At 49.6% G+C, this 13,756-nt stretch carries 16 protein-coding genes; 2 read left to right on the forward strand and 14 right to left on the reverse strand.

Annotated features, from left to right (window positions below; genetic code table 11):
* Positions 1-7 precede the first annotated feature (7 nt).
* The 4 genes from PHT49_07440 to PHT49_07455 all read right to left on the reverse strand — a co-directional run bounded on the left by PHT49_07440 (position 8) and on the right by PHT49_07455 (position 4,390).
* Entirely contained in the window at positions 8-1,114 is a 1,107-nt protein-coding gene (locus PHT49_07440) for an ABC transporter permease (protein MDD5451710.1), read from the reverse strand.
* Entirely contained in the window at positions 1,101-2,051 is a 951-nt protein-coding gene (locus PHT49_07445; GenBank protein ID MDD5451711.1) for an ABC transporter ATP-binding protein, read from the reverse strand. Before PHT49_07445 ends, PHT49_07440 begins: the two co-directional genes overlap by 14 nt.
* Positions 2,048-3,007: an ABC transporter ATP-binding protein gene (locus PHT49_07450; protein MDD5451712.1), complete on the reverse strand. Its 960-nt coding sequence runs from the start codon at positions 3,005-3,007 to the stop codon at positions 2,048-2,050. The genes PHT49_07445 and PHT49_07450 overlap by 4 nt, the downstream gene beginning before the upstream one ends.
* Positions 3,008-3,400: 393 nt before the next feature.
* Entirely contained in the window at positions 3,401-4,390 is a 990-nt protein-coding gene (locus PHT49_07455; protein MDD5451713.1) for an efflux RND transporter periplasmic adaptor subunit, read from the reverse strand.
* A 518-nt stretch (positions 4,391-4,908) separates the two neighbouring features.
* Here PHT49_07455 and PHT49_07460 point away from each other — a divergent pair.
* Both PHT49_07460 and PHT49_07465 read left to right on the forward strand, forming a co-directional pair.
* Positions 4,909-5,130 carry a hypothetical protein gene (locus PHT49_07460; GenBank protein ID MDD5451714.1) on the forward strand — a complete coding sequence of 74 codons (222 nt, stop codon included), beginning with the start codon at positions 4,909-4,911 and terminating at the stop codon, positions 5,128-5,130.
* A gap of 66 nt (positions 5,131-5,196) precedes the next feature.
* Positions 5,197-5,397: a hypothetical protein gene (locus tag PHT49_07465; protein MDD5451715.1), complete on the forward strand. Its 201-nt coding sequence runs from the start codon at positions 5,197-5,199 to the stop codon at positions 5,395-5,397.
* A gap of 53 nt (positions 5,398-5,450) precedes the next feature.
* Here PHT49_07465 and PHT49_07470 read toward each other — a convergent pair whose 3' ends face one another.
* The 10 genes from PHT49_07470 to PHT49_07515 form a co-directional block, all read right to left on the reverse strand.
* Positions 5,451-7,802, reverse strand: a complete 2,352-nt coding sequence (locus PHT49_07470) for an endonuclease MutS2 (GenBank protein ID MDD5451716.1) — start codon at positions 7,800-7,802, stop codon at positions 5,451-5,453.
* A complete protein-coding gene (locus PHT49_07475) occupies positions 7,799-8,170 on the reverse strand; it encodes a peptide chain release factor-like protein (protein MDD5451717.1) in 372 nt (123 codons plus the stop codon). Before PHT49_07475 ends, PHT49_07470 begins: the two co-directional genes overlap by 4 nt.
* Positions 8,171-8,290: 120 nt before the next feature.
* Entirely contained in the window at positions 8,291-8,470 is a 180-nt protein-coding gene (locus PHT49_07480; GenBank protein MDD5451718.1) for a hypothetical protein, read from the reverse strand.
* 202 nt (positions 8,471-8,672) lie between these two features.
* Entirely contained in the window at positions 8,673-8,930 is a 258-nt protein-coding gene (locus PHT49_07485) for a type II toxin-antitoxin system RelE/ParE family toxin (protein MDD5451719.1), read from the reverse strand.
* Entirely contained in the window at positions 8,931-9,131 is a 201-nt protein-coding gene (locus tag PHT49_07490; GenBank protein ID MDD5451720.1) for a hypothetical protein, read from the reverse strand.
* Positions 9,132-9,471: 340 nt separating this feature from the next.
* A complete protein-coding gene (locus PHT49_07495; protein MDD5451721.1) occupies positions 9,472-10,290 on the reverse strand; it encodes a potassium channel family protein in 819 nt (272 codons plus the stop codon).
* A 149-nt stretch (positions 10,291-10,439) separates the two neighbouring features.
* Positions 10,440-10,790, reverse strand: coding sequence for a DUF86 domain-containing protein (locus PHT49_07500; GenBank protein MDD5451722.1), 351 nt, complete (start codon positions 10,788-10,790; stop codon positions 10,440-10,442).
* Positions 10,783-11,073 (reverse strand): nucleotidyltransferase family protein, encoded by a 291-nt coding sequence (locus tag PHT49_07505; GenBank protein MDD5451723.1) that lies wholly within the window; start codon positions 11,071-11,073, stop codon positions 10,783-10,785. Before PHT49_07505 ends, PHT49_07500 begins: the two co-directional genes overlap by 8 nt.
* 344 nt (positions 11,074-11,417) lie before the next feature.
* Positions 11,418-12,278 carry a hypothetical protein gene (locus tag PHT49_07510; GenBank protein MDD5451724.1) on the reverse strand — a complete coding sequence of 287 codons (861 nt, stop codon included), beginning with the start codon at positions 12,276-12,278 and terminating at the stop codon, positions 11,418-11,420.
* Between the two features lie 2 nt (positions 12,279-12,280).
* The gene (locus tag PHT49_07515; protein MDD5451725.1) at positions 12,281-13,576 is read right to left on the reverse strand and encodes a DNA methyltransferase; all 1,296 of its coding nucleotides are present in this window, start codon (positions 13,574-13,576) and stop codon (positions 12,281-12,283) included.
* Positions 13,577-13,756: the final 180 nt, after the last annotated feature.

Raw genomic sequence — 13,756 nt, forward strand, 5'->3', positions numbered from 1 at the left:
GGTGTGCTTACTCCAGGAATTTTTTGAACTTCATATATGCCGCGGCTATGCCGACCAGGCCGATTATGGCCAGGATTACGGTCTGCATCCATAACAAGTCTAACCCAAGCCCCTTGAGATAGATGGCCCTCAGGGCCGCAACAAAGTGCCGGGCCGGAACCACCTGGGTGATAATCTGTAATAAAGCAGGCATATTCGCGATGGGGAAGAGAAAGCCTGATAAAAGGAAGGCGGGCAGAAACGTGGTAAATATGGCTAATTGATTGGCCATGTGTTGATTTTTGGCGATGACCGACAAGAAAAAGCCAAAGGCTATGGAACCGATCATGAATATACCGGAGATGAACACCAGCGCCGCGAAACTGCCGCGCAGGGGCACATCAAAAATCAATCGGCTTGCGGCTACGGCAATAAACATATCCACCATGCCCAGAACGAAGTACGGGATGAGTTTTCCCAGGATAAGCTCCAGCTTTTTTACCGGAGTCGAGATAAGGCCTTCCATGGTGCCCCTCTCCCACTCACGGGCCACCGTGAGAGAAGTCAGGAGCGCCCCAATCACCGTCATAATGACCGCGATCAGGCCCGGAACTATGGAATTCTTGCTCTCCATCTCTTCGTTAAACCAGACGCGCACCCGGGCCGTGACGGGAATTTTGTCTCCCCGGATTGTAGCATTGAATATCTCGGTAATCCCGTTGACGTAGCTCAGGACGATGTTGGCCGTGTTGGGATCGCTCCCGTCCAGGAGTACCTGAACCGGGACCTCCTGGCCGGAAGATAATGACCGGGAAAACCTGGCCGGGATGACAAGGCCGAATTTGATGCGACCGGCATCTATATCGTCGATTATTTCCTGATAGTTATCTCGATAACTATGTACGGAAAAGTACTGAGAATTGGCAAAGAATTGCATGAAGTCGCGGCTCCTCTGGGTTCGATCCTGATCAAAAACAGCCATAGAAACGTGTTTAATGTCAAAGGTCACCGCATACCCGAAGAGGACGATGAGCAGAACAGGCAGCAATATAACCATAGCCAGGCTGCGGGGGTCACGGTATATCTGGATAAATTCCTTCAGGGTAACGGCGTAAAGACGTTTAGGCCTGAACACGGCTGGATTCCTTTGCGTCTTCCTGTTCGATAAGGGTAACAAAGACATCTTCCAGAGAAGGGACTATGGCCCGTATGTTCTGGACCTCTATTGCACTACCAGCCAGCCTTTCCCGGATGGCATCCTGCCCGGAGACCGGCTCTTGTACTTTAACGTGAAGCGTGTTTCCAAATATGGCGGTATCAAGTCCGCCCTGAAGCGCCTCCAGGGCCTCCACCAGAGGATGACAGGCGACCTCCAGAATCGTTTCCTGCATATACCGACTTTTGAGCTCCTGTGGACTGCCGAGGGCAATAAGCCGGCCGCGATATATCAAGGCCAGTTGATCGCAGTACTCTGCCTCATCCATGTAATGGGTAGTGACAAAGACCGTGACCCCTTGGGAGGCCATGAGATAGATAAGGTCCCAGAAACGGCGTCGGGAGAGGGGATCGACGCCGGATGTGGGTTCGTCCAAAAACACGATAGCCGGCTCATGGAGTATGGCGCAACCCAGGGCCAACCGCTGCTTCCATCCGGTGGCGAGCGTAGCGGTGACGCTCTCTCTTTTTTCTGATAGCGCGGTAAAATCCAAGACAAACCCGGTGCGTTTTTCCAATTTTTGACCGGAAAGTCCATATACCCCGCCGAAAAATGCGAGATTCTCTCCTACCTTAAGGTCATCATATAGAGAAAACTTCTGCGACATATAGCCGATATGCTCTTTAATCTTTTGGGATTCCCTGACGATATCAAATCCTCCCACCGTTCCATTTCCGCCTGTGGGGCTGATCAGGCCGCAGAGCATGCGTATGGTAGTCGATTTCCCTGCGCCGTTTGGCCCCAGAAAGCCGAATATCTCACCCTTTCCTACATTAAAACTCACCCGATCGACGGCAGTAAAATCCCCAAATCGCTTTACGAGTTCACTTACGCTTACCGAGTATTCCGAAGTCATCCTGTCTCGCCCTTCTTCTGTTCCCGTTGCACCAGGGACATGAAAACGTCCTCTAAAGAAGGTGACACAGGGGCAAAACACTCTGCCTGTATGTCAGCCCCTTTTAATCTTTCTCTCACAGCAGATTCCCGTCTTTTAAAGTCGTCAAGGTGGACGTGTATGCGATCGCCGCTCACGATAACGTCCTGAACGCCCTCCAGGTCCCGGAGTAGAGATTTGACCCGCTCGCGTTCCCCACAGACAATCTCAGCTACCTGTCCGGGAAACCGGTTCTTTACGGCGGCCGGATCCCCCTCCAGGAGCATCCGCCCATGGTGGAGAAGTCCTATGCGGTTACATCGTTCCGCCTCATCCAGGTAGGCAGTAGAGACCAGGATCGTCACCCTCTCCTTGAGCAAGCCATAAAGGATACCCCAGAAGTCGCGCCGTGACACCGGATCCACGCCATTGGTTGGCTCATCCAGAAGGAGCATTTTGGGCGTATGGATGAGCGCACAGATGAGGGCCACCTTCTGTTTCATACCGCCCGAAAGGTTCTGCACGAGGCGATTTTTAAAATCAAAAAGGTTGGACATTTTCAGCCAGCGTTCGGCGCGCTCACGCCACAACTTGCCCGGAACCTCAAAGACATCCGCATAGAAACGGATATTCTCTTCCACGGTCAGATCAGTATAAAGGGCAAAACGCTGAGGCATGTAGGATATGTTTTCCTTGATCTTTTCCCGGTCGTGAAAAAGCCTGAAACCGGTTACTGTCCCCTCCCCTTTATCCGGCTTGAGGACACCGGAAAGGAGCCGCAGCGTGGTGGTCTTGCCGGCGCCATCAGGACCGACCAGGCCGTATATCTCTCCTTCCTTGACCTGAAGAGTGAGATTATCCACGGCCACAACGTCTCTGAAATTTTTTGTCAGATTTTGGACATCAATGGCAAACATGGTAATAACCGGTAAGTTCAAATGCCAAAGCCCAAAGTTCAAAAGAATGACAAAGCTCTATCAACTATGGACAGGTCTAGCTACAGAATAGTTTTTAGTAACACTTAAGGTGCTATAAGAGCTAAAATTCCCCTCAATACCCCTTTTCCAAAGGGGGAAGTGTTTCTCCTCCCTTTGAAAAAGGGAGGTTGGGAGGGATTTAAGAATACTCTTTCAACCAGCTAAGCTGATACAGTTTTTGTTGTTTAGTTACACATCTGTCCAAAATAAGATTTTTAAAAGGCTGGATTTGGACAGCATTTTTAAAATCTCCCCTGACCCCTCTTTCCCAAAGAGGGGGATTAACGGTATGTTCCCCCTTTTCTAAAGGGGGGTGAGGGGGGATTTAGGCTTTTTAATTGCCGTGGTAATAATTTAAGGCCCCGTCTTTACCCGGCAATCCACAATCATGCCCGGCTTTAGCTCCCGATCCTTGTTGTCCATATCTACCTTAATCCGGTAAACAAGCGTTACCCGCTCTTTCTCCGTCTGGACCGTCTTGGGAGTGAATTCAGCCTGAGATGAGATAAAAGATACCCTGCCCTTATAGACCTTACCAGGATAAGAATCTGTGGTTACTGAGGCCTCTTGCCCCCATTTCACCTTACCCAGGTCTTTTTCATCAATATAAGCCCTGAGCCAGATATGGTCTATGTCTCCGAGCGTAAGAACAGGCCTGCCTGAAGATAAGACTTCGCCTGGCTCCGCCGCCTTGGAAAGCACCACCCCTGAGATAGGAGCATACACAGCGGCATAACTTAAGTTGGTTTCGGCAAGTTTCAAAGAGGCCTCCGCTGATGCTGCCTGGGCACGGGCGGCCTCTATGTCTTCCTTGCGAGGCCCCTCTTTCACCAATGCGTAGTTTTCTCCAGCCCGTTGATAGGCCTCCTGGGCTATTTTATAAGCTGTCGCTGCGTCATCCCGTGTCTTTTTAGATGCAATCCCGGCCTCGTACAGCGGCAACACCCGGTTTAGATCCCGCTCCTTGTTTTGCATATCGGCCTCGGCCTGCTTCAATACGGCCTCGGCCTGCTTTATCTCTTGAGTTCTCGATCCGGCCAGCAGCTCCTTTAACCTGGCCTGGGCCGCGGCCCGATTGGCCCTGGCCAAACTCACCTGGTGTTTAAGGTCAGCGTCATCCAGGCGGGCCATGACCTCACCCTTTTCGACCCATTGACCCTCATCAAATCTTCTCTCTATGAGCCTTCCCGGAATCTTGAAGCTTATGGCCACCTCTGTAGCCTCTATGTTACCGGAGAGCTTGATGAAATTCCCATCTTCTTTGTTATTGGAATACAGGATAATGGCGGCCAGGGCGATAGCAATCCCGGCTGCCAGAACAAAAACAACACGGCCTTTTTTCATCTGTAAGTACCCTCTTATCTGTCATTCCGTGCTTGACACGGAATCCAGTCTTTTAGTTTCTGGATTCCTGCTCCCTGATCGGAGTCAGGGACAAGCTTCGCAGGAATACGCATCCGTTCACCGAAAAAGGCGTTTTTGTGCTTTTCACGGACAACGGTGAACCGATAACGGTGAACGAATACATTATCTTATAGCACTTTCATGTGCCTTTTGGAATAAAATTACCCCTACATGACCTCCAAAATTTATTGACTTATCTCATGGTTGCTGATAACATTTTTTAAAATAATGCCTAAAGGGGGATGGCACCATGTGTAAAACCTGTAAGGCCCACGCCAAGCCAAAACCGAAAGCAACCGCCAAGAAGGAAGAAAAGCCCGCCAAAAAGAAAGAGAAAAAATAAGGAATATATCTGATCTGAGGGTGTGGAAAGCGGCACGGCGGGAGAGGTTGTGCCGCTTTTCGCTTTTGAAAGACGTGAATTTCTCTATCCGGTACGCAACAATAAGGGGGCTCCCATGGGCAGGGCAAAATGTAATCTTGAGGATTTCAGGGAAAAGGTCGGCCTGTGGCTGGACGCGCAACACATCCGAAAAATCTCCCTGATCGGCAAAAATCGCCTATCTGTACTTTTTATGGATAATATAGCGGATGAATTTGAGCTGGAAGGATGCGGCGGCGGTGATATAGAATCTTTTTTGAAGGAAATGAAAAAGAAAGGTATAATAGTGGAAAAATAATTTAGCTGGTTTCCATCCGAAACCTAAAATTTTCGGATGAGCACTAGTTACTATGGAGCGCATAAAATGACCGATGCTGGCGATATAATGCCGGAAGGAGAAGATATCCGCAACGCAGTGAAGTGGATATCCGAATGCCGGCTGGAAAAGAAGGACATCCCGTTACACGTCTTACTGGAAGAAGCCTGTGTCAGATTCGATTTATCCCCCAAAAAGGCAGACTTTTTACGTCGTCTTATATGTGGGGAGGTACCGGAGGAAAAATAGCATCCCCCTGATTCTCACCCCTTTGTGAACACATTCCGAAGAATATCCCCATATCACCTCAGCGTCGCTATCGTCACCCCATCCCCTCCTTCAGACAACTCCCCGCCCCTGAATTGCTCCACCAGGGGGTGCCCGGTGAGATATTCGCGCACGGCCTTCCGCAGGATGCCTGTCCCCAGTCCATGAATAATGGTTACCTCCTTGCGTTCCGCCAGGGAGGCATGATTGAGAAAAGGCTCCAGTACGGATAGGGCCTCATCAACCCTCAAGCCGATCAAGTTCAACATATCTGGAACCGTCTCTAGTGTTCCTGCTTTTTTATCAGAAGCAGCCCTTACTTCCGGGACCTTCCCTTTTTCAGTGACAATATCCGAAACCGGCACTTCCCATTCCATCTTTCCGGCCCTTACCCTCACCCGTTTATGTCTTCGGTCAACCCTCATCACCGTGGCATCATAGCCCACGGACCTGATAAATACGGTGTCTCCTTCCCTTATCTCACCGATTGATAGAGAAGGTTCCTTATCGAATTCCCGCAGCTTATCTTCGACCCCCTGCTGTATCCTTACGATCCTTTTCATGGCCTCGCGACCCTTCTTCTGCTTTTTCGCCTCTTCCAGGACGGCATAGACCTGCCTCTTTGTCTCCGAAATAATATCCTTGGCCTCCCGGTATGCCTTTTCCATTATCTCTGCCTTTAGCTTTTCTGCCTCGGTCAGTTTTTCATTTAAAAACTTCTCTTTTCCTTTAACCTCTGCCTTTTGCCGCTGTAGCTCATTAAGTCCCTCTTCATGCGCGGCCCTTTTCTCCTTCAACTCTGTAAGAAGCTTGTGGAATTCCACGTTCACATTACCCAGCACATTTTTCGCGAACTCAAGGACGTGCGCGGGGAGACCATATCTCCTGGCTATCTCGAGGGCATGGGACTGACCGGGCTCTCCCACCTTCAACCTGTATAAAGGACTCAGCGTGTCGTGATCGAATTCCATAGAGGCATTTACCATCCCCGCTGTCCTATGGACAAAACCCACTATGTCCATGAGATGTGTAGTAGCGAAAACAAGGGCGCCTTTGCCTTTTAGCTCTTTTAAAACAGCACAGGAAATGGCCGCTCCCTCCACCGGGTCCGTCCCGGTGCCCATCTCATCTAACAAGATGACCGTCTTTGCATCGGCCTCTTTGAGTATCTCTGCGATATGAGAGACATGGGCGGAGAAAGTGGACAGGCTGCTTTCTATGGATTGTTCATCTCCTATATCAACGAGAAGCCGGCTGACATGGGGAAAGGTGGACGAGGAATCAGCCGGCACCGGAATGCCGGATAGGGCCATGAGGAGGAGCAACCCCAGCGTCTTGATGGCGACAGTCTTGCCCCCGGCATTGGGGCCGGTTATGACCATCACGGTATGTTCGCCGGCGAGGCTGAGATCAAGGGGCACCACCTCTCCCATGCCTCTTTCTTTCTGCGACAGCATAAGGAGCGGGTGTCTTGCCCTCACCAGTTTAATTTCAGATGAACCGGTTATCCGGGGCGCTTCCATTTGCAGGTAATCAGCAAACCGGGCGATACTATCCAGGACATCGAGATAAACGATGGTCTTGTACTGCGCCTTAATTTCGTCCGCTTCTTCTCTTATCATCTTGCAGATAACTTTTAAGATGCGAATCTCTTCTGCCTTGGCCTCGGCAACAAGGTTCTCCAGCTCGTTGGCAATTCCGATTATCTCTAATGGCTCTGTAAAGGCCGTCTCGCCTGATCTTGAGACATCATGGACCACGCCCGGCACCTGACCTTTGGCGTCCATTCTCACCGGGATAACCCACCGGCCCGCCCTCTGAGTAATAAAGTCATCTTGTAAAAAGGGGGTCACACCCCGGTCCGTTACCGTCTCCTCCAATCTCTTTCTTATCTTCGCCTCCATGCCTCTTATTCGGCTTCGCAGATGAGAAAGGGTCGGGCTCGCGCTGTCCAGGATATTTCCTTCGCTATCGATAGACCTCCCGATAGCGGCGAGTATATCGGGAAAGCCAGTTAAATGGCCGGTCAGCCTGGTCAGCCCGGGCAGGCTGTCTGCCTCTGCGATCTGCGCGGATACCTCGGAAATTATCCGCAGAACAGGCACGAAGGCTATAAGTTCGCCGGGATCAAGGACGGCGCCCTCAAGCCTTGCCTGCTCAAGGGCCTGGGATATGTCCTGAAAATGAGATAACCTGAGTGGGGTGCCAGCCTGGGCCAGCCCCTGAATCTCTTTGACCTGTCCGAATCTTTCTGCTATATCGCCCCGGTCACTTAAGGGGGAAATATCCAAAACAGCCTGTCGCGAGGCATCGCTATGGGAAAAGCCGGAAATTGTATTCAGGATTTTATCGAATTCCAGGATCTGAAGCGCTTCTCTGCTTATCATGAGGACTCAGGGTTGATGCCGTACCTACTTTTTGTTCTCTTTCTCTTCCTTGCCTTTTGCTTCCTTATTCTCTCCTGCGCAAGGCCGCGGCCGGTCACCCGGCCTGATAGCGCCGCAATCCGCTCTGCAAGCTCACGCCGGGCCAGGAACCGGTTAACAGACTGGCTCCGGTCCTTCATGCACTTTACTTCTATTCCGGTAGGCAGGTGTTTCAGATAGACGCAGGTGGAGGTCTTGTTCACATTTTGCCCGCCTTTTCCTGATGACCGGATGAATTTCTCCTCGATATCCTTTTCCTGGATGCCGAGGGCCTCCATAGTCTCCTTTAGCCATCTGTTCTTCTCTTCACTAACTGCAAAGGAAGGCATTATAAAGGCCTTTGGTTATGATTCCGGATTCCCGCTGAAGTTTATCCGCCGCAGGCGAGCGGGGATGAAGATTTATACGCGATTATTTATGACGTTGCGTATAACCGAAATTTCTGACTCTTACTTCCTGCGGTAAACGTTCAAGCCCACCTTCTTGTCCTCAGCGCCGGGGACGCTGATGTTCCCTTCCGTGGAAGCAATAATGATGGTCTTGCCCGAGGATGACGGGCCGAATTCCTTGGATAAATCCACTGTAATGGTCAGGATATTCCCTTCAACTTTCATCTCTGCATTTTTCATGTTCTCTGCTCCTGTATGTAAGGTGTAATTTGTATTTGTGCTGCCCGGTAATTCTTGTTTTAATGTGTTCTAACGGTTTATAATCTCCATAATTATCGCATTCCCTCCACAATCTCCGCCCTTACCAAAGGGCGTATGAAGGAGGGGTTTTTAGTCAGCAGCAAGGATTTGGTTAAAGAGGGTAATGAAGGTATGCTTTATATCACCTATAAGCATCCTTTCTGTGGGCGATTGACAGCACTTTAACAATTTTCATCCTATCATCAATGCGGTACAGCACTCTATAATCACCGCTTCTTATTCTATAATATTCGGTTTCTTTTAGTTTCTTATGCCCGAATGGTCTAGGATTGTCTTCAAGTGAAAGTATCCGTTTGCGAATTTTTAGTCTCACCAGTTCAGGCAGTTTCAAAAATTCCTTTGCTGCCTTTGAGATAATCTCAATAGAATATTTATCCATTTAATTGTCATGCTCTTTCAAAAAGTCTCTGAATGGTCTGCTTTGGCCTTTTACCCTACTTTCTGCTATGGCTATATCTATAAGATCCTCGCGGAGTTTTTTGTCCTTTAATATGGATGACAGAAAAATATCTTGCTCTTTTCGCGGCAAAGTTTTGAATGCTGCCAAAAAAACTTCTGCTGTTGCTCCTTTTGTTCTCATAACTCACTCCCTTAGTGAAATCGTACTTATTTTACGCCTTCCCCTCCACAATCGCAATCTCCTTCTCTGTCAATCCATACAATTGGTAAGGACCGTAGGGGAGGTGAATTGAAGCTCCCCGCAGCAAGCTGCGGGGAATCTCCGTATGCAAGGTAAAATGCATCGTATTCGCTTGCTATGCATGTTCAAATTGTAAGTGCACCGCCTGATGTCTGCCAGAACGCTTCAAGTGGAGACCGGTAGTTGAGGCGCTTTCTTGGTCTATGATTAAGCTTTTTTAATGCAAATGCAAGATATTCTTCAGTGGTCTTTCTAAAATCTGTTCTCGAAAAACAAGCCCCTATCTCACTATGGGTGACGCGTCTTTGTCAAAGGGATTGGTTCTCATGGCCAGAGAAAAGAGATAAGGGTAGTTGGTTTTTAGATGTTTCATGTAGTACACCCACTGACGGCCTAAGAGGCCATAAGCCCTCTTTATGTCACCGGCGAGATGAGCATAGTCAGTATCCGGTAACCGGCTCAGGTCCGTTCGGCTTGCCAACTCTTCTTTCAAATGGAAGACGGCCCTGAGGAGTTCGGTGAACACCTCATGTTCCAGCAGCACCGGATTTTCCAGCAATCGCAGCAGGAGAATGCTTTTTGCTTCGAGGAAACCCCGCAATTCTTCCAGTTCCGTTTTTTTGATATCAACCGCGTATTCGTATTTCTCAATGCGCTTTTCGAGGCCGAGGAAGTCCCGGTCAGACCAATCGCTCCTTATGATAAGCTCCCTTCGCAGGATTTCCAGGTTGGGATCGGACCGGGAAAAAGAAGCCAGCAGGCCGGTTCCGACCTCGCTGAAAAACAATCCGATCACCATGTTCAACTTTTCCATTCTGATCTGTTTTTCCCGCTTGTTCAGCAACAACTCCGTGGCGTTTGCCACTACTCCGAGGAATGTTCCAACACCCATTACAATGAGGAGGATGGTCAGCATCTTGCCTGTCTGCGTGGCGGGGTGGATATCTCCATAACCCACCGTGGTTATCGTGACCATTGTGAAGTAAAAGGCATCCGGCAGAGAAAGCCCCTCAATGGCCATGAAGCCGGCGGTTCCCACCAGCACAATGCCCAATAGAAGGATAAAAAATATGCGCAATCGAAATCTTATATGATCCATATCACAACGCCTTATTCACGGGATGACGGATGCCCTAGTCACCTCATCGGGGAGACCCTGTTCAGGTACTATTTATCGTATCATACATGGAATGTGGGAGTCAAACGGGTGGCAGCAGGAGGCAACGCCCTCATATAGAGCAATGCCGTTTAATCGTTCTTTGTAGGTTTTAATCCTTCGAGCAGGGGCTTCAACTCCGGCAAACGCTCTTGGGCAACCTTCCAGACGGTCTTCAGGTCAACCCCCATGTAGTCGTGGATGAGAACGTCCCGCATGCCGGCCATTTTATTCCAGGGAATATCGGGATGTTTTTTTCTAAATGATGTCGGAATGTGTTTGGCTGCTTCGCCGAGGACTTCGAGACACCTGATCACGGCGTTGACCGTCTTCTTGTCCGCTGCAAACATTTCGTAAGACATTCCATGGGTGAACTCCTCGGCGTCGGCAATAGCAGTTACAAGATCATCAAGGTAATCGGAGATCTCCCGCCCTTTAGACATATTCGACCTCGGACAGGATACGTTTACCAATGGCCGGCTTGAGAGCGGACTCCATGACCAGATCAACCTTGATACTGAGCTGGCTTTCGAGATATTCACGTAGGTCCAAAAAGTCGAAGAGGTCGATATCGCGGTTGAACGTGACGAGTATATCGATATCACTCCTCTTGCTCTGCTTCTCCCTAACATAGGAGCCAAACAAGCCGAGCCGCTGGACTCCATAATGGGATTCCAGCTCAGGCTTGCGATTTCTGATGATTTTTATTATTTCTTTTTTCTCCATAATCGCTTACCTGTAATATTGTATGTTAAGGCGTGTGGGTACACGAACCTTCACTTTCGTAGTAATCGATATGTCCGTTAATCAGCCTTGATCAATATTCCCCTCTTATGTGGCCAATATAGGAAAATCCTTGTTGCATGTCAACGTGATTTAGGATCAGATGCCAGGACTGGAACTTTTTCATCGGAGCGGCCCCACCCTGAAAATTAAAATAACCACGGCTGTTATTTTAGATAGGGCGATTCATGAATCGCCTCTACACAAGCCTCGTCTTCCCGGTCTCCACATGAAGTGTTCTGGCAGACATCAAGTGGTGCACTTACAACTTGAATTCACCTGGCCTTCTATCTGTATTTCGCCAAGAACTCCACAGCGGCATCCTTGGTCGTGAATTCAGCCGTAACCCTGTCACCGGTGTTGTAGCGGATGTGAATCTCGTACTTGTAGACTTTGCCTTGGACTCCGCTTGATTGGTAGGCGGACAGGAAGGCAATGGCTTCCGTCGCTGAAGAGTATTCTGTCTCCTTCCCGTGCAACGGAATTACAACGATCTTATCGACTCTCCGAGACACCGTCTTATCCAGCGCGCCAAAGAAGACGTCTATGTCTTGTTGATGCGTTCGCACGAGGAAATCAGCAACACCTTGCTTTGATCGTTTGCTCAATGAATTCCATCGACGAATTTTTGCGCGGAAATCCTTTTCCGCCGTGTCCTCATCGAAATCCGCGTCAACCCCAACAGATTTGAATGCCTGAACAATTGAGTCATAGGGGAAGTAGAGCACGTGGAACCCGAGGGATTTAAGCTGGGTCAATGCTCCGTTGGTGAAGACACCTGCGAGAATCACGCCAGTGAACGGGCAACTGTACTTGTGGGTTAAAGCCAGAACTTGGATTGCCCCCTGGATTTCCTGTGCTTTGTTTCGCGAGTGCTTTGTGTAACGACGCCACGCTGTCTCAATGAAAGCAACAGGGATTCCGATTATTTCGTCCGTTCCGCCTCGTTCGAGAACGAAGTCCAAGTCATGGGCATTGCCATAGAGATCTGTCCACGTGACCTTTTTTCCCTCTCTTGCTGCTCGTGGCCCCTTCATGTCTAAGTACAATCCATGATCGTCCGCAAACTTGCGAAGTGTCGATACAATAGCATCTTCGAGGACGTTTCCGATTATCTGCCCAAAGGTGTGCGCAAGTGATACTGCCATGTCTACCCCTCAATCCAAAGAAGTCCCTCTTTCAAGGGAACTCGGTGTTTGCGATTCTTCCACTTTATGTTTCGATCCCGAAGTTTTTCGAAGTGATGCTGTTCAAACCCCGCCGCAACCGCCAACTCAGCAATCCACCTTTCGATGGGGCAGTAAACGCCGTAAGGCGCCGAATCTCCGATGACCCAGCACATACGCGCTCCCTGCTTGCAGACGCGCCGAAGTTCTTGAAGCACAAGTCCGATGTCTCGGCAGTAAGCCGCAATCATCGTATGATAGTGCTTCTTGCCACCGTGACTCTCCCTGACAATGGCCAACTTATGGACAACCTGCCGCAACTCATCCCTGATTGGTGCGACTGATTCTGTTTCCAGAAGGTCCTCCAGCTTCAGTCGTTCACGAGAGGAATGTTGGGAGGAAGACACGATCAGATGTTTTCTTACCTTGTCATGAATGTCGCCCCAACCGTTTACGTCTCCCCAGAAAGTCATTTCAAACCGCAATGCGTCAGCGTAGTCGTAATTGTTCGCATAAGGGGGTGATGTGATAACGGCATCGACTTGCTTGGGCATGATAACCGCCATACTCCGAGCATCTCCCGCGATGATTTGCCCTCTTGATTGTTCCGCGCGAGATTGCATCCATCTCATGTCGGATTTCATAAGTTCAATCTGCTGCTGAAATGCCAATAGTGGGGGGGCCACCTTTTTTTTGGTCTTGTTGGGAAGAATATATTGCCACTGAGCGGTTCCCGCCTTAGATGTGGGGCGAAGGATTGCTGTGAGAGCGAGCCAGACCAGTTCGGATTCTGGAGACTGATCCTGTAAAGACGACCACGCCGTTTTCAGACTTTCCAAGACGGCGAGTGAATCTTCGTCAAAACTGCGCCGAATCAGCGACGCATAATCACTCGTTCTCGCCTTCTGGGTCCGTGCGCTTTTCAAGACTTGTGCCGCAAAGTCAGCGAAAGGGTCGACTGGAGTTTTCCACAGGAGTTTCGCTTTACAAATACGGGCCACAATTGGATGGGCTTCGACTCCGATGCTCTTAATTCTGAGCGCATCACAGACAACGCAAACCGTGCCCGATCCGGCAAATGGATCGAGGACAATACTATCATGCCCAATTCCCCATTCCTGCAAGACCTGCTCCACCCATTGAGCAGCAAAGCCAGCCGAGTAGCGGAACCATCGGTGAACAGGTAACGCTATGTTGTCAACGAAAGTTCCCGATCTGGAGACTTTCAAATCCGGCATAGTTACTGATGGCTTTTCAAATAATGTTAGTTGTGTCTGCATTTTTCTCTTTCCGCCTGCAGGGCCTTATGTACGCCTAGCATGGGCGTGAACTTAGTCGGATAAGCGAGCAGCATTACTACTACTCGCTCTCCTAAGAACCGAGCGTGAAAGTTTCCCTTCACTCGGCTCAAGCCTTTCAAAGGCCAGATTGTAAGACCCAGCTATGCGCAATTCACAGCT

The organism is Desulfovibrionales bacterium, assembly GCA_028715605.1.
GTDB lineage: Bacteria > Desulfobacterota > QYQD01 > QYQD01 > QYQD01 > QYQD01.